Raw genomic sequence first — 15362 nt, forward strand, 5'->3', positions numbered from 1 at the left:
CTCAATTCCTGTTCGCCAGCCGTCAATTTACGCGACAGACGGGCGCCACGCGAGACCAAATCGCTCGTATCAGCGATTGGCGCAGGCTCGCGAATAGGTCGCACGATCATTCGGGCCGAGACCCGCAGCGGCGCCATCCTGCAAACAGTCGGTGATACGATCGCTGAAGGACCTCCGCGCCTGCGGGACATTCTGCTGCCGCGGCAGATCGCCGAGCTGAGGCACGACAGGTACTTCGATCCGCGGCGGTGGCGGTGCGGGCGGCAGTGGCGTGATCAAGGCCGGGTTGCCGGGCACTCCGATAACCTGCGCGACCGCAGGCGCAGCAGAGAGCGCCGCCGCAACGGCGACCAACAGAGCGAATGGGATGGAGCGATGTCTCATTGGTCTCATGTTGTCACGATCCCGCATCACATCAAGTGTCAGCGCCGGACAATGTGATCCGCTGCCGAATGACGGCGTTCCCATCCGGCGCGCTCGAGTTCCGGCCGATCGTCGTCGATCTCCGGATAACCGATGCAGAAATAGCCGATCAACCGCCAGTCACGAGGTATATCGAGTGTCACGGCAATCGCAGCAGGATCGAGGATCGAGACCCAGCCCATGCCGATGCCTTCAGCGCGCGCAGCGAGCCACATGGTTGCGATCGCCGTCACCACCGAATAGTCCGCCATCTCCGGCATGGTGCGGCGGCCAAGGCCGTGGCCGACATCCGTCGCGTGGTCTGCAAATACCGCGAGGTGGCATGGCGCTTCGCGCAGACCGGCGAGCTTGAGCGTCGCATAGCTCTGCGCGAGTTCGCCGGTATAGGCGCTCAACGCCTCGGCATTGCAGGCGCTGAAATTCTCCAGCACCGCCTGACGACGTGACGCATCGTCGACGATGACAAAGCGCCATGGCTGGCTCAGGCCCACCGAAGGCGCCAGGCACGCGGTATCGAGCAGGCGATCGAGAAAGCCCGCAGGCAGTGGATCGGACTTGAAGCGCCTGATATCGCGGCGCCACACAAACAGATCATGCAGACGCGCGCGAAACGCGGCGTCGAAATCGGGCACGTCGGCGGTTGCCGACGTCGCGGACGGGATGTTGTCGGAGCCCGACAACGCCCTACTCTTCCGGTGCGTTCTCGATCGGATCGAACCGGTCGTGTTCGAGACCGAGCAAGTTCCACGATTGCAGCATATGCGGCGGCAGCGGCGCCGTGGCGTCGATCACGCCGCCACGCGGATGCGGGATCACGATGCGGCGCGCCAGCAGATGCAAACGCTTCTGAATGCCGCCCGGCAACTGCCAGTTCTCGATGTTGAAATATTTCGGGTCGCCGACGATCGCGTGGCCGATATGCGCCATATGCGCGCGCAACTGATGCGTACGCCCGGTCACCGGCTTCAGCGACACCCAGGCGAGTTTTTGCGCTGACGTCTCCACCACGGCGTAATAGGTCACCGCATGGCTCGCGCCTTCGTCGCCATGCTTGGCGACGCGCATGATGGTGTCTTCTTCGTTTTCTTCCTTCGCCAGGTAGGTCGAGATACGGCCCTGCTTCGGCTTCGGCACGCCGGCAACCAGCGCCCAATAGATCTTTCGTGCTGAGCGTTCGCGGAACGCACCGGTGAGCTTGGTCGCCGCAAAACGCGTCTTGGCGATCAGCAGGCAGCCCGACGTTTCCCGGTCGAGACGGTGCACCAGGCGCGGCTTCTGTCCCTTGGCGTCGCGCATCACCTCCAGCATCATGTCGACGTGACGCGTCATGCCCGAACCGCCCTGCACGGCAAGGCCTGCGGGTTTGTTCAGCACCATGACGTCGGCGTCCTCGTAGATCGTCATCTCCTTGAGCGCCTGCAGAGTCTTGTTGGCAGCCTCGGAGAGTTCACCGACGACCTTCGGCGCATCGAGCTTCAGCGGCGGAATACGGACAGTCTGCCCCTCTTCCAGCCGATCCTTGCTGTCGGCTCGCTTGCCGTTCACGCGCAGCTCGCCTTTGCGGACGATGCGCTGGATATGGGAGAAGGACAGGCCGGGGAAATGCGCTTCGAGAAAGCGATCGACGCGCATGCCGTTCTCGTCAGGCGTGACGATGACGTTCTGCACGGCGGTAGGCAGCGGCGCTGGCGCGACTTCCGGCTTCGCCGGTTCTTCATCGAGATAAGGCGCGGGCATCCGCGGCTCACGCAGCGGCGCATTGCCATAACGCGGCGCGGCCTTACCGCCCGGACGCGAACCGGAAGGACGCGCGCTTGGTGGACGCTTGCCGGCCGGACGCTCGGACCGTTGCGGCGCATCGAAGCGCTCGGCTCGTTCGGCACGCTGAGGGCGTTCGGATCGCTCGGCACGTTCCGGCCGCTCGGCCCACTCCGAGCGTTCACTGGCACGCGCACGTGGCGGACGCGCACTCATCGGGCGATCGCTGCTCACGCGGCCAGCCTTGCCGAATGACGGCCGCTCGCCCTTCGACGGGGCGGCTTTGGAGGTAGCGCCCTTCGGGGCCGCACCCTTCCGCGGCGCCTTGCTGCGCTCACCACCGGGACCACGCTTGGCGAGAGGCTTCTTGTCGCGACGGCTCATGATTGTCTCTCGTTCCTCAGTCTGGTCCAGTAATCCAGCCGCTTGCGAATCTCGCGTTCGAACCCGCGCTCCGGCGGATCATAGAAGGTCTGCCGTCCCAAGGCTTCCGGGAAATAGTCTTGGCCAGAGAAAGCTTCGGGCGTGTCGTGGTCGTATTGGTACCCGTCGCCATAGCCTTCTGACTTCATCAGCTTGGTCGGCGAGTTCAGGATGTGCTTCGGTGGCAGCAGCGAGCCGCCCTCTTTCGCAGCCCGCATCGCGGCCTTGTAGGCCATATAGGCAGCGTTCGATTTCGGCGCGGTGGCGATGTAGATCACCGCCTGTGCGATGGCGAGTTCGCCTTCGGGATGGCCGAGAAAATCATAGGCATCCTTGGCGGCGTTGCAGATGACGAGCGCCTGCGGATCGGCAAGACCGATGTCCTCCACGGCCATCCGCACCACGCGGCGCGCCAGGAACAGCGGATCCTCGCCAGCATCGAGCATGCGGCACAGGTAATACAGCGCTGCGTCGGGATCGCTGCCGCGCACCGACTTATGCAGCGCCGAGATCAGATTGTAATGGCCATCGGCCGACTTGTCGTAGATCGGCGCGCGACGCTGCAGAATGTCCTGCAACTGCGCGGCGTTGAACACTTCATTGGTCCGCGCAGCGCGCCAGACTTCTTCCACCAAAGTCAGCGCGGCGCGGCCATCGCCATCGGCCATCCGCACCAGCACGGCGCGCGCCTCATCATCAAGCGGCAGCGGGCGGCCTTCGACCTTCTCCGCATGTGCGAACAGTTTCTCGATCGCCGCAGCATCCAGCGACTGGAACACCAGCACGCGCGCGCGCGACAGCAAAGCGGCGTTGAGTTCGAATGACGGGTTCTCGGTGGTGGCGCCGACCAGCACCACGGTGCCGTCTTCCATCACCGGCAAGAAAGAATCCTGCTGCGCCTTGTTGAAGCGATGCACCTCGTCGACGAACAGCAGCGTGCCCTTGCCCATCTCGCGGCGGGCGCGCGCGGCTTCGAACACTTTCTTCAGATCGGCAACACCGGAGAATACCGCTGAAATCTGCTCGAACTGCAACTCAGTGGCATCGGCCAGCAGGCGCGCGACGGTGGTCTTGCCGGTGCCCGGCGGTCCCCAGAACACCAGCGAACCCAGCGTGCGGGTTTCCAGCATGCGCGTCAGCGCACCATCGGGCCCGAGGATGTGATCCTGCCCGACCACATCGGACAGCACGCGCGGCCGCAACCGCTCCGGGAGCGGACGCGGCGCGTCCTGCTCCAGCCCGGCTGCGGCAAACAGGTTTGCAGAAGGCGTGGGTTGTTTCGGGCTCATCCGCCGAGTGTAACGTTGATCTGCTGACCGCCGCGCACCACCACGATGCGCCACAGCCGCGCGCCCTCGCGCGTCACCTTGTCGAGATCGCTGGTCTTGCCGATCTTGGTGCCGTTAACTGCGACGATGAGATCGCCCTTCTGGAAGCCGACGCCAGCCGCAGTGGCCGAGTCGGTCAGCTCTGTAATGACAACGCCTTCGGTGCTGGAATCCAGCCGCAACTCGTCGGCAACGGCCGGCGAGATATTGGCAACCTTCGCGCCCTGGAATGGCGAACGCGCCGTCAGCGTAATCTCATCGCGGCCCGTGTCAGGCGCAGCCTCGAGCGCAACGGTCAACTTCACCGGCTTGCCACTGCGTTGCGCATCGAGCTGCGCAGTGCCGCCGAGCGGCCGCGTCGCGAAGCGATATTCGAACGCATTTGGATCCTCGATGGCCTGGCCATCGATGGCAGTCACGAGATCGGAGACCTTGAGACCGGCCTTCGCAGCCGGGCTGTTCGCCGTGACATTGACGACCAGCGCGCCAGACGGCGTCTTGAGCCCGAGCGTCTCGGCAATTTCAGGCGTGATGTTCTGCAGCCGCGCGCCGAGCCACGGACGCTTCACGGCCTTGCCACCGCTCTTGGCGGAGGCAACGACGACGCGCACCATGTTCGCCGGGATCGCAAAGCCGATGCCCTGCGAGCCGCCGGAGCGCGAGAAGATTGCGGTGTTCACGCCGACCAGCTTGCCGGTCATGTCGACCAGCGCGCCACCGGAATTGCCGGGATTGATCGCAGCATCGGTCTGGATGAAGAACTGATAGTCGGTGATGCCGACTTGCGTGCGCGCAAGTGCCGACACGATGCCGTGGGTCACGGTCTGGCCGACGCCGAACGGATTGCCGATGGCGAGAACGACATCACCAACCAGCAGATCATCGGAGTTGGAGAAATCCAGCGTCGGGAATTTCTCTTTCGTATCCTTGATGCGCAGCACCGCCAGATCGGTGCGGCTATCCTTGAGCACGATCTCGGCCTCGAATTCGCGCTTGTCCGCCAGCGACACCTTCACCTGGTCGGCACCTTCGATGACGTGATTGTTCGTAACGACGAGGCCCGATGCGTCGACCATCACACCCGAACCGAGCGAACGCTGCATCTGCTCCGGCTGCATACCCTGGCCGCCGAAGAAGCGGCGGAACACCGGATCGTCCAGCAGCGGATTGCGGTTCTGCACCGTCTTGGCTGCATAAACGTTCACCACGGCCGGCTGCACCCGCTGCACGATCGGCGCGTAGGACAGCTTCATTTCCGTGGGCGATGTCGGGACCCGGCGATCTTGTGCAACAGCCGGCGCGAGCGCGGACGACAGAACAATGGCGCACAGAGCGGAAGCGGTCGCAGCGTTGCGGAAAAATGGGATCATCGGGGCCTCTTTGAGGAAATCGCGGCGAATATAGGCTGCTGAGCGGGGCAATAGAAGGGCGGGGACTAGCTTGCGTCCGCCGGCACATCCTTCTCCACCAGCGCTTTTTTGCGCGGCTGGGGCGCCGCGACCGCGGCCGACTTCTGGCGCATCTTGTGCGCATCACCCCACGCCTTGAGGGCATCGATGACCGGGCGCAATCCGAGCCCGGTTTCCGACAGTGCATATTCGACCCGCGGCGGGACCTCGGCATAGACCGTCCGAACGATCAGCCCATCCTCCTCGAGCGCGCGCAGCTGTTTGGTCAGCATGCGCTGGGTGATCCGCGGCATCAGCTTGCGCAGCTCGCCGAAACGCAGCCGCCCCTGCTGCAAATGATACAGGATCACGCCCTTCCATTTGCCGTCGATCAGATCGAGCGTCACCTCGACCGGACAGCCCGGCCCATTGCCGAAATCACGCCGTTTCATCGCAAATACCCAATAGTATCCATTCGGTGACTATATCCCTGAAATGACAGTACTTGCAATTATTGTCGCCTCGGGACACCTCTTCGGGACATTCCCGCCAGGAGCATGGAGCGCACCCAATGAAGGCAGTCGGCTACACCAAATCCCTCCCGATCGACGCCGCTGACGCGCTGGTCGATTTCGAGGTTCCGAAGCCCGAACCGACCGGTCGCGATATCCGCGTATCGGTAAAGGCGATCTCGGCCAATCCCGTCGATTTCAAGGTGCGCAAACGCGCGGCGCCGCCGGCCGGCGAAACCAAGATCCTCGGTTATGACGCTGCCGGCGTCGTCGATGCTGTCGGCCCCGATGTGACGATGTTCAAGCCGGGCGACGAGGTGTTCTATGCCGGCTCGATCCAGCGCCAGGGCACCAATGCAGAGTTCCATCTGGTCGATGAGCGCATTGTCGGCCGCAAGCCCTCCTCGCTCTCCTTCGCACAGTCTGCGGCATTACCGCTCACCGCGATCACCGCCTGGGAACTGCTGTTCGATCGGCTCGGCGTCGCACCCGGCAAGAGCCTCGATCCGCGCACGCTGCTGATCATGGGCGGTGCCGGCGGTGTCGGCTCGATCCTGATCCAACTCGCACGCCGCCTCACCGGCCTCACGGTTGTGGCAACGGCATCGCGACCCGAGACGATCAAGTGGTGCCAGGATCTCGGCGCACATGCGGTGATCGATCACAGCAAGCCGCTGAAGGAGCAGATCGACGCATTGAAGCTGCCGCCCGTCGCCCTCATCGCCAGCCTCACGGGGACGGAGCAGCACTACAAGGCACTTGCCGATCTGATCGCCCCGCAGGGCAAGCTCGGACTGATCGACGATCCCGTTGAATTCAACATGTCCGCGTTCAAGGGCAAGGCCGTTTCGGTGCACTGGGAATCCATGTTCACGCGATCGTCATTCCAGACGCCCGACATGATCGCGCAGCATTACCTCCTCAACGATGTCGCGGATCTCATCGACAAGGGCGTGCTACGCACGACGCTCGACAAGACCTTCGGCACCATCAACGCCGCGAATCTCAAGCGCGCGCATGCGCTGCTCGAATCCGGCAAGTCGCACGGCAAGATCGTGCTCGAAGGCTGGTGATCACGGAACTGCTACCCACGAAATTCCCGCCTGGAGACACCTACGACAACAGAGCGCATCCATGGATGCGCTCTTATCGCATGATAGCTAATTTAGATAGCTAATTATCTAAATTGCTTGTGATCGAAAAGCGACACCGCGGTGTCGTTCACCACAATGCGATGCGGGTTTTACAGAACTGTCGCAAAGCTTGCCTAGGTTGCCCGCGAGCTCAACGGTAGCTCGCTTGCAAAAATGAGAACGCCCCCTGGCGAGAGCCTCCGGACATTCTCTTTCGCAAGATCACAAACACAGATCCAAACGCGTCCATCACCTGCGGAGCAATTCGCGGGGCGTGTTGGATTTTGTCTTCTACAGGGGTACTCCATGTCTTTCACGACACACAAAATCCTGGGCACGCTCGGCGTGATCGGCGCGCTGGCCGCAGGCCCGGCGCATGCGCAGTCATCGAATGATGAGATCGCCGTATTGAAAGCGCAGCTCCGCGCGCTGGAAAAGAAGCTCGATAACGTTCAGAAGCAGGCCAACACCACCCAGAAGCAGACGGAATCGGTCAAGCAGAACTTCGCGAATGCCAACGCGGCCATGCACAAGAAGGCTGTGCCCTTCATCAACGCGAACCTGACGATGCCCGGCAACCGTCCGACCTTCTGCACCGACGACGGTCTGAACTGCATCGCCATCACCGGCCGTCTGCACCTCGACACCGCCGCCTATTCGTTCTCGCCAAAGTCCGCCGGCACCAGCCCGCAGAGCGTGAATGACGGCATCAACGCCCGTCGTGCCCGCCTCGGCCTGATCGGCACCTTCAACAAGGATTGGGAATACGGCGTGATTGTCGATGCCGGCGGTACCACCGATGGCGACGTCACTCTCAACAACGCCTATGTCGCCTATAAGGGCGTCAAGGGCCTGTTGATCCAGGGCGGTTACATCGACGTCCCTTATACGCTGGACGAAGCGACCAGCTCGAACAACATCATGTTCATGGAACGCGCAGCTTCGCAGGTTCTCGCGACCAGCCTCGCGGCGGGCGACAACCGCGCAGCGTTCGGTGGTCAGGTATTCGGCGATCAATACTGGGTCGGCGCTTACGTGACCGGTCCGACGACTGGTCTCAACGTCAATCACAGCCAGCCGCAGCCGCTCGGTGCCACCTTCCGCGCCGTCGGCCTGCCGATCAACAACGAAGTCGGCACCGTCCTCGTCGGCTTCGACGCGCTGTATCTCGCCCAGACCGGTGGTGTGACCAACAACACGCTCGGCATGTCCGATCGCATCGAAGTTCGCGTCGATCCGGCGACTAACGCATTGCTTAACACCGGCACCATGAACTTCGTGAACAATGCCCGTGTGCTGAGCGGTGAAGCCGCCGTCAAGTTCGGCAGCTTCATGGCGTCGGGCGAATACTTCGACTACAACATCCAGCGCAGCAACGGTCTGTCCGACCTGAGCTTCAATGGCGGTTACGGCCAGGCCAGCTACGTCATCACCGGCGAACAGCACAAGTACAACACATCGGCCGGTGCGTTCGGCGGCATCAACCCGGCTCGCCCGGTCAACTTCGCAACCGGCGATCTCGGTGCGTGGGAACTGGCGGTGCGCTACAGCTATGCCAGCCTGAATGACGGCGTCATTCGCGGCGGTGAGCTGAAGAACACCACGGTTGGCGTAAATTGGTATGTGAACCAGAACATGCGCTTCATGTTCAACTGGATCCACGGCACCGTCGACAAGTTCGCCGTCAACAGCAACGTGAACACCGGTGCCGACTATGACGCGTTCGCGATGCGCACTCAGGTGGCCTTCTAAGCGCACGCATCGTCTCCGCGGTCTCGCGGCATGACGTCCTCAACGAATAAAGGCGGCGCTTCGGCGCCGCCTTTTATCTTTGCGGGGCGTAGGCTTATGCGATGGTCTGGACGATCCCGCCTTCCGCGCGCAACGCTGCGCCGTTGGTGACCGATGCCTCCTTCGACGAGACATAGACGACCATGTTCGCGATCTCCTCGACGGTCGCAAAACGCTGGATCAGCGACGTCGAACGGTGCTGCTTGACGAAGTTGGAAGCAGCCTCTTCGACCGATTGCCCATTCTGTTTGGCGAGATCCTTGACGAAGGTCTCCACGCCTTCCGACATGGTCGGTCCGGGCAGCACGGAATTGACCGTCACAGCCGTGCCCTTGGTGAGCTCCGCGAGGCCACGCGAGATCGCGAGCTGCGCTGTCTTCGTCATGCCGTAGTGGATCATCTCGCCGGGAATGTTCAGTCCGGATTCCGATGAGATGAAAACGATACGGCCCCAGTTGCGCTTCAGCATACTCTGCATGTAGGCGCGCGACAGACGGATGCCCGACATCACATTGACCTCGAAGAAGCGCGTCCAGTCCTCGTCGGGAATGTCGAAGAAACCCTTGGGCTCGAAGATGCCGGCATTGTTGATGAGGATATCGACCTCGGGGAGTGCCGAGGCGAGCGCGTTGCAGCCCTCCGCTGTCGACACGTCCGCAGCGACGCCTGTCACCTTGGCCCCGGGCACGGCCTTGGTGATCGCGGCGATTGCCGCGTCCACCTTGCCCTGACTGCGGCCATTCACAACAACCTGAGCGCCAGTGGCGGCCAGGCCCTTGGCAATGGCGTGACCAATGCCCGAGGTCGAGCCCGTCACGAGTGCCGTCTTGCCCGTCAGATCGATCTTCATATGCGTACTCCCGTTTGAATGACGGAGCTGATATCGGAACGCGGATTGAAAGATGCAACTGCATCCAAAAGACGAAAGCACAACAAAAAAGCGGCGCACAAAGCGCCGCTTTCCCTAAATTCTGATGTGAAGTGGCTTACGCCGCTTCGGACGCGCCCTGCACCGGACCCGAATCCTTGCCCTTGGCGTCTTCGTCGCGATCGACGAATTCGATCAGCGCCATCGGGGCGTTGTCGCCGTAGCGGAAGCCGGCCTTGATGATGCGGGTGTAGCCACCCTGACGATCAGCGTAGCGCTTGGCCAGCACGTCGAACAGCTTGCGAACCTGATCCTGATCCTTCATCTCGCTGATAGCCTGGCGACGCATGTGGAGGCCGCCCTTCTTGCCAAGGGTGACGAGCTTCTCCACGATCGGGCGGAGCTCCTTGGCCTTCGGAAGCGTGGTGATGATCTGCTCGTGCTTGATCAGCGACGCGCACATGTTGGCGAACATCGCCTTGCGATGTTCTGCGGTGCGGTTGAGCTTGCGATGAACCTTGCCGTGACGCATTGGAATATTCCTTATATTTCAGTTTGCCGCGACGGTTCGTCGGACATCATGTTGCAGGTGGGCTGCCTGCGTTCGCCCATAACGACATGGCCGGGACAACCCGGCCACGCCGCTCGTGATGCTCAGTAGTGATCTTCGAAGCGCTTGGCCAACTCGTCGATATTTTCCGGCGGCCAACCGGGCACTTCCATGCCGAGGTGCAGACCCATCTGGGCGAGCACTTCCTTGATTTCGTTCAGCGACTTGCGGCCGAAGTTCGGAGTGCGGAGCATTTCTGCTTCCGACTTCTGAACGAGGTCGCCGATGTAAACGATGTTGTCGTTCTTCAGGCAGTTTGCCGAACGCACCGAGAGCTCGAGTTCGTCGACCTTCTTGAGGAAAGCCGGGTTGAAAGCGAGATCCGGGATGACTTCCTGAGCAACTTCCTTGCGGGGCTCTTCGAAGTTCACGAACACGTTGAGCTGGTCCTGCAGGATGCGCGCGGCATAAGCGACCGCGTCATCCGGCGTCAACGCGCCGTTGGTCTCGATCGTCATCGTCAGCTTGTCGTAATCGAGGATCTGGCCCTCACGGGTGTTCTCGACCTTGTACGACACCTTGCGAACCGGCGAGTACAGGCTGTCGATCGGGATCAGGCCGATCGGCGCGTCTTCCGGACGGTTATGCTCGGCAGCGACGTAGCCCTTGCCGCCGGCAACGGTGAATTCCATGCGGATCTCGGCGCCCTCGTCGAGGGTGCAGATCTGCAGGTCGGGATTGAGAACGGTCACGTCGCCGACAGTCTGAATGTCGCCGGCTGTCACGACGCCCGGGCCCTGCTTCTTCACGACCATGCGCTTCGGGCCTTCGCCCAGCATCTTGATCGAGATGTCCTTCACGTTCAGCACGATGTCGGTGACGTCTTCACGCACGCCGGCGATCGAGGAGAATTCATGCAGCACGCCGTCGATGTGCACCGACTGCACGGCAGCGCCCTGCAGCGAGGACAGCAGGATGCGGCGGAGTGCGTTACCGAGGGTCTGACCGAAACCGCGCTCGAGCGGTTCGGCAACCAGGGTCGCAAAACGGGTAGGATCGCTGCCAGGGGTTACCTGCAGCTTGTTCGGCCGGATAAGTTCTTGCCAATTTTTCTGGATCGTCACTGTGTCACCCATGCCATCAAACTCACTGGCGTTGGAGATCGCGGATCAGTCCGCGTAAGTCGCATCGCAAAAGCGATCGCGGGCAGCCGAGCCACCCGCGATCAAAAAGTATTAAACGCGCCGACGCTTGCGCGGGCGGCAACCGTTGTGTGGGATCGAGGTCACGTCGCGGATCGAGGTGACCGTGAAGCCCGCGGCCTGCAGAGCGCGGAGAGCCGATTCACGACCCGAACCCGGACCGCCGACTTCGACTTCCAGCGTGCGCATGCCGTGTTCCTGCGCCTTCTTCGACACGTCTTCAGCAGCAACCTGCGCTGCATACGGGGTCGACTTACGCGAGCCCTTGAAGCCCATCGTGCCAGCCGACGACCAGGCAATCGTGTTGCCCTGCGCGTCGGTGATGGTGATGGTTGTGTTGTTGAACGACGAATTCACGTGCGCGATGCCCGATGCAATGTTCTTGCGCTCGCGGCGACGAATACGTCCGGCTTCCTTTGCCATCTCTAACCTTTCTGAGGATCTCAACGCCGCCGTAATGCCAGCGGCTACACCAAAAAATAATTGCAGAAGCGGATGATCATCCGCTTCCGCAAACTCGTATTCGAAAGCTTACTTCTTCTTGCCGGCGATCGACTTGGCCGGACCCTTGCGGGTGCGCGCATTGGTATGCGTGCGCTGGCCACGAACCGGCAGACCGCGACGATGACGCAGGCCGCGATAGCAGCCGAGGTCCATCAGACGCTTGATGTTCATGCCCGTCTCGCGACGAAGATCGCCCTCGACCAGATAGTCGCGGTCGATGACTTCACGGATCTGCAGAACTTCCGCGTCACTGAGCTGATTGACGCGGCGTTCAGGAGTGATCTTCACCTTCTCGATGATATCGGCGGCGTTCTTCTGGCCGATGCCATGAATGTACTGCAGCGCGATCAGCACGCGCTTGTTGGTCGGGATGTTTACACCGGCGATACGGGCCACAACTTCTCTCCTGTCACCAGTCCATCACGAACCGGCATTATCATCATTTGTCGGGCGGGTATTCACAAACGCGAACACGACGCCCGTCCCCTGGATTTCAGTGGGGCCCGGCATCGTTGGAATCTTCCGACTGGATGAGGGCCTTATTAAAGTATTCGACTTCGTTTCGTCAACCTGCTCTAGCGTTTGACGCGCTTTTTGCCGGCTTTCTTGGCCACTTTACCGGCCTTCTTGGCTGGCTTTTTAGCCGACTTGCTGGTTTTGGCCTTCGAAGCCGATTTTACAGCCTTTTTGGCTGCTTTTACCGCCTTTTTGACCGTTTTCTTGACAGTCTTCTTTACGGCTTTCTTGGCCGCCTTTGCCTTCTTGGCGACCTTTACCGGCGCCTTCTTGGCCTTCTTGACGGCCTTCACAGCTTTTTTGGCCGATTTGGCCGCTTTCTTGGCCGGAACAGATCCACGCTTGGCGGCAGCGGCCTTCTTGGCGGGCTTGCGAGCCGACTTCTTCGCCGACTCATCGGCGGCGAGAATCGCTGCCAGCACGCGGTTGATTTCAGCCGTCACCTCTTCGATGGTCATCATGCCATCGATGGTCACCAGCTTCCGCTTCTCCGAATAATAATGCACCAGCGGCTCGGTCGAGGTGCGGTAGCTCGCTAGGCGCTTCGACAGCACTTCCGGCGTATCATCGATGCGCACGGTCTCGCCGCGCTCCATCATCTGCGCGACACGGGCTTCGACACGCTGCAACAGCGCGCTCTCATTGACGCGGAGTTCAACGGCAGCATCGAGATGAAGCCCCTTGGACTTCAGCAGTGCATCCAGCGCTTCGGCCTGCGGCACGGTACGCGGGAAGCCGTCGAGGATGAAGCCGTTGGCGGCATCCGGCAGCTCAATGCGATCCGAGATGATCCCGATCACAATATCATCGGGCACCAGGCCGCCAGCGGCCATGATGTCCTTGGCCTTGAGGCCAACTTCGGTCTCGGCGGCCACGGCAGCACGCAGCATGTCACCGGTGGACAGCTGAACGATGTTGTGACGTTCGACAAGACGATGTGCCTGAGTTCCCTTGCCCGCCCCCGGCGGCCCGAGAAGAATCAACCTCATTTGCGCCGGCCCCTCAGCTTCGACTTGCGGATCAAACCTTCATACTGGTGCGCCAGCAGATAGCCCTGCACCTGCGCCACAGTGTCCATGGTGACACTGACCACGATCAGCAGCGACGTGCCGCCGAAGTAGAACGGCACCGAGGCGTAGGAAATCAGGATCTCGGGGATCAAGCAGACCACGGCGAGATAGGCAGCGCCGAGCACAGTGATACGCGAAAGCACATAGTCGATGTATTCTGCGGTCCGCTCACCCGGGCGAATGCCTGGGATGAAGCCGCCATGCTTCTTCAGATTATCGGCAGTCTCGGTCGGGTTGAACACGATCGCCGTATAGAAGAACGCGAAGAACACGATCAACGATACATACATGATCAGGAACAGCGGACGACCATGGCTGAGCTGCGTGGTCAGCCACTGGAACCACTCCGGCCCCTTGCCTGCGTTGAAGCTCGCGATGGTCGCGGGCAGCAATAGCAGCGATGACGCGAAGATCGGCGGGATCACGCCCGAGGTGTTGAGCTTCAGCGGCAGATGCGAGGACTGGCCCTCGAACATCTTGTTGCCGACCTGGCGCTTCGGATACTGGATCAGCAGGCGGCGCTGGGCGCGCTCCATGAACACGATGAAGGCGATCACGACCACGGCCATCACGATGACGACCAGGATCAGACCGGTCGACAATGCGCCCTGACGACCCAGTTCGAGCATATTGGCGATCGCCGACGGGAGCTCCGCCACGATGCCAGCCAGAATGATCAGCGAGATGCCATTACCAATGCCGCGCGAAGTGATCTGCTCACCCAGCCACATCAGGAACATCGTGCCGCCGGTCAGCGTGACCGAGGTCGAGATCAGGAAGAACATGCCGGGTTCGCTGACGACATTGCCGGCGCCCTGCAGACCCGCCGCAATGGCATAGGACTGGAATGCAGCGAGGATGACAGTCAGGTAACGGGTGTACTGGTTCAGCGTCTTGCGGCCCGCCTCGCCCTCTTTCTTGAGAGCTTCGAGCTGGGGCGACACGGTGGTCAGCAGCTGAATGATAATCGATGCCGAAATATACGGCATGATGTTCAGCGCAAAAATCGCCATGCGGTTGATGCCGCCGCCCGCGAACATGTTGAACATGCCGAGGATGCCGCCGGCCTGCTGCTTGAACACCTGCTCCCACGCGGCCGGATCGATGCCGGGCAGCGGAATATAGGTGCCGAGCCGATAAACAAGCAGCGCACCCAGTGTGAACCAGATGCGCTTCTTCAGTTCATCGGCCTTGCCGAGGGCCGAAAAGTTGAGGTTTGCTGCTAATTGCTCTGCTGCAGAGACCATGTTTGGCTTTCTCCCGCGCCCCTTTCGCCATCATGCCCCGAAAGAGCGGGGCATGCAGCGGAGGCCGGACATTATTTGGTGCTCGGCATTGATAAAATCTACTGCCACATCACGCAAGGCCGCCCACAGACGCAGGCGATGCCGCAGATGTTACGCAGCTTCGCCGTCGGCCTTCTTCGGCGCGATGATCTTCACCGAACCGCCGGCCTTCTCGATGGCTTCGATCGCCGTCTTGGTGGCGCCGTGCACTTCGATGTTGATCTTGGCCTTGATCTCGCCACGGCCGAGAACACGCACACCAGCCTTCGAGCGGCGCAGAACGCCAGCCTTCACCAGCGATTCAGCGTTGATCACGGCCTTGATGTCGATGGTCTTCGCATCGATCGCGTCCTGGAGGCGGTCCAGGTTGATCTCGGCGTAATCGAGACGGAAGATGTTGTTGAAGCCGCGCTTCGGCAGACGACGATGCAACGGCATCTGGCCGCCCTCGAAGCCCTTGATACGGACGCCCGAACGTGCGGTCTGGCCCTTGCCGCCGCGGCCCGCGGTCTTGCCCTTGCCGGAGCCGATGCCACGGCCGACGCGCATACGCTTCTTACGGGAGCCGGCGTTATCGGCGATATCGCTGAGCTTCATCGTTCTTTTCCCT

At 61.5% G+C, this 15362-nt stretch carries 16 protein-coding genes; 2 read left to right on the top strand and 14 right to left on the bottom strand.

Annotated elements, in window-relative coordinates; genetic code table 11:
• Positions 1–69 precede the first annotated feature (69 nt).
• The 6 genes from AB7828_RS09225 to AB7828_RS09250 all read right to left on the bottom strand — a co-directional run bounded on the left by AB7828_RS09225 (position 70) and on the right by AB7828_RS09250 (position 5772).
• Positions 70–393, bottom strand: a complete 324-nt coding sequence (locus AB7828_RS09225; RefSeq protein ID WP_093761535.1) for a hypothetical protein — start codon at positions 391–393, stop codon at positions 70–72.
• Positions 394–422: 29 nt separating this feature from the next.
• On the bottom strand, positions 423–1055 hold the full coding sequence (bluB, locus tag AB7828_RS09230) for a 5,6-dimethylbenzimidazole synthase (protein ID WP_244628637.1): 633 nt from the start codon (positions 1053–1055) through the stop codon (positions 423–425).
• Between the two features lie 52 nt (positions 1056–1107).
• A complete protein-coding gene (locus tag AB7828_RS09235) occupies positions 1108–2565 on the bottom strand; it encodes an RluA family pseudouridine synthase (RefSeq protein ID WP_441229984.1) in 1458 nt (485 codons plus the stop codon).
• Positions 2562–3893 (bottom strand): replication-associated recombination protein A, encoded by a 1332-nt coding sequence (locus AB7828_RS09240; protein WP_441229985.1) that lies wholly within the window; start codon positions 3891–3893, stop codon positions 2562–2564. The genes AB7828_RS09235 and AB7828_RS09240 overlap by 4 nt, the downstream gene beginning before the upstream one ends.
• Positions 3890–5302, bottom strand: a complete 1413-nt coding sequence (locus AB7828_RS09245; protein WP_441229986.1) for a DegQ family serine endoprotease — start codon at positions 5300–5302, stop codon at positions 3890–3892. Before AB7828_RS09245 ends, AB7828_RS09240 begins: the two co-directional genes overlap by 4 nt.
• Before the next feature lie 65 nt (positions 5303–5367).
• The gene (locus AB7828_RS09250) at positions 5368–5772 is read right to left on the bottom strand and encodes a winged helix-turn-helix transcriptional regulator (protein WP_441229987.1); all 405 of its coding nucleotides are present in this window, start codon (positions 5770–5772) and stop codon (positions 5368–5370) included.
• Positions 5773–5891: 119 nt separating this feature from the next.
• Here AB7828_RS09250 and AB7828_RS09255 point away from each other — a divergent pair, with 119 nt between their 5' ends.
• Together AB7828_RS09255 and AB7828_RS09260 are read left to right on the top strand one after the other, a co-directional pair.
• Complete coding sequence (locus tag AB7828_RS09255) at positions 5892–6905, top strand: zinc-binding alcohol dehydrogenase family protein (RefSeq protein ID WP_441229988.1); 1014 nt, start codon at positions 5892–5894, stop codon at positions 6903–6905.
• A 366-nt stretch (positions 6906–7271) separates the two neighbouring features.
• Positions 7272–8717 (top strand): OprO/OprP family phosphate-selective porin, encoded by a 1446-nt coding sequence (locus AB7828_RS09260; RefSeq protein WP_309945172.1) that lies wholly within the window; start codon positions 7272–7274, stop codon positions 8715–8717.
• 94 nt (positions 8718–8811) lie between these two features.
• Here the strand turns inward: AB7828_RS09260 and AB7828_RS09265 are convergent, their stop codons facing one another.
• The 8 genes from AB7828_RS09265 to rplO form a co-directional block, all read right to left on the bottom strand.
• Positions 8812–9606, bottom strand: a complete 795-nt coding sequence (locus AB7828_RS09265; protein ID WP_175368421.1) for an SDR family NAD(P)-dependent oxidoreductase — start codon at positions 9604–9606, stop codon at positions 8812–8814.
• 136 nt (positions 9607–9742) lie between these two features.
• A complete protein-coding gene (rplQ, locus tag AB7828_RS09270; protein ID WP_089268182.1) occupies positions 9743–10156 on the bottom strand; it encodes a 50S ribosomal protein L17 in 414 nt (137 codons plus the stop codon).
• Positions 10157–10278: 122 nt separating this feature from the next.
• Entirely contained in the window at positions 10279–11310 is a 1032-nt protein-coding gene (locus tag AB7828_RS09275; protein ID WP_089268181.1) for a DNA-directed RNA polymerase subunit alpha, read from the bottom strand.
• Positions 11311–11409: 99 nt separating this feature from the next.
• The gene (gene rpsK / locus AB7828_RS09280; protein ID WP_068731453.1) at positions 11410–11799 is read right to left on the bottom strand and encodes a 30S ribosomal protein S11; all 390 of its coding nucleotides are present in this window, start codon (positions 11797–11799) and stop codon (positions 11410–11412) included.
• A gap of 108 nt (positions 11800–11907) precedes the next feature.
• Positions 11908–12276, bottom strand: coding sequence for a 30S ribosomal protein S13 (gene rpsM / locus AB7828_RS09285; RefSeq protein ID WP_068731455.1), 369 nt, complete (start codon positions 12274–12276; stop codon positions 11908–11910).
• Between the two features lie 179 nt (positions 12277–12455).
• The gene (locus AB7828_RS09290; protein WP_441229989.1) at positions 12456–13385 is read right to left on the bottom strand and encodes an adenylate kinase; all 930 of its coding nucleotides are present in this window, start codon (positions 13383–13385) and stop codon (positions 12456–12458) included.
• Complete coding sequence (gene secY, locus AB7828_RS09295) at positions 13382–14713, bottom strand: preprotein translocase subunit SecY (protein ID WP_089268179.1); 1332 nt, start codon at positions 14711–14713, stop codon at positions 13382–13384. Before secY ends, AB7828_RS09290 begins: the two co-directional genes overlap by 4 nt.
• A 150-nt stretch (positions 14714–14863) precedes the next feature.
• Entirely contained in the window at positions 14864–15349 is a 486-nt protein-coding gene (gene rplO / locus AB7828_RS09300; RefSeq protein WP_068731461.1) for a 50S ribosomal protein L15, read from the bottom strand.
• Positions 15350–15362 lie beyond the last annotated feature (13 nt).

Origin of the sequence: Tardiphaga sp. 215_C5_N2_1 (genome assembly GCF_052076055.1) — a bacterium.
GTDB classification, from domain to species: domain Bacteria; phylum Pseudomonadota; class Alphaproteobacteria; order Rhizobiales; family Xanthobacteraceae; genus Tardiphaga; species Tardiphaga robiniae.

Excerpts from the sequence above, each read along its gene's own strand:
- AB7828_RS09255 (WP_441229988.1), top strand. The coding sequence starts at position 5,892 with ATGAAGGCAGTCGGCTACACCAAATCCCTCCCGATCGACGCCGCTGAC.
- AB7828_RS09240 (WP_441229985.1), bottom strand. The coding sequence starts at position 3,893 with ATGAGCCCGAAACAACCCACGCCTTCTGCAAACCTGTTTGCCGCAGCC.
- AB7828_RS09260 (WP_309945172.1), top strand. The coding sequence starts at position 7,272 with ATGTCTTTCACGACACACAAAATCCTGGGCACGCTCGGCGTGATCGGC.
- rplQ (WP_089268182.1), bottom strand. The coding sequence starts at position 10,156 with ATGCGTCACGGCAAGGTTCATCGCAAGCTCAACCGCACCGCAGAACAT.
- AB7828_RS09275 (WP_089268181.1), bottom strand. The coding sequence starts at position 11,310 with ATGGGTGACACAGTGACGATCCAGAAAAATTGGCAAGAACTTATCCGG.
- rplO (WP_068731461.1), bottom strand. The coding sequence starts at position 15,349 with ATGAAGCTCAGCGATATCGCCGATAACGCCGGCTCCCGTAAGAAGCGT.
- AB7828_RS09225 (WP_093761535.1), bottom strand. The coding sequence starts at position 393 with ATGAGACCAATGAGACATCGCTCCATCCCATTCGCTCTGTTGGTCGCC.
- AB7828_RS09245 (WP_441229986.1), bottom strand. The coding sequence starts at position 5,302 with ATGATCCCATTTTTCCGCAACGCTGCGACCGCTTCCGCTCTGTGCGCC.
- AB7828_RS09235 (WP_441229984.1), bottom strand. The coding sequence starts at position 2,565 with ATGAGCCGTCGCGACAAGAAGCCTCTCGCCAAGCGTGGTCCCGGTGGT.
- AB7828_RS09265 (WP_175368421.1), bottom strand. The coding sequence starts at position 9,606 with ATGAAGATCGATCTGACGGGCAAGACGGCACTCGTGACGGGCTCGACC.
- AB7828_RS09250 (WP_441229987.1), bottom strand. The coding sequence starts at position 5,772 with ATGAAACGGCGTGATTTCGGCAATGGGCCGGGCTGTCCGGTCGAGGTG.
- AB7828_RS09290 (WP_441229989.1), bottom strand. The coding sequence starts at position 13,385 with ATGAGGTTGATTCTTCTCGGGCCGCCGGGGGCGGGCAAGGGAACTCAG.
- secY (WP_089268179.1), bottom strand. The coding sequence starts at position 14,713 with ATGGTCTCTGCAGCAGAGCAATTAGCAGCAAACCTCAACTTTTCGGCC.
- rpsK (WP_068731453.1), bottom strand. The coding sequence starts at position 11,799 with ATGGCAAAGGAAGCCGGACGTATTCGTCGCCGCGAGCGCAAGAACATT.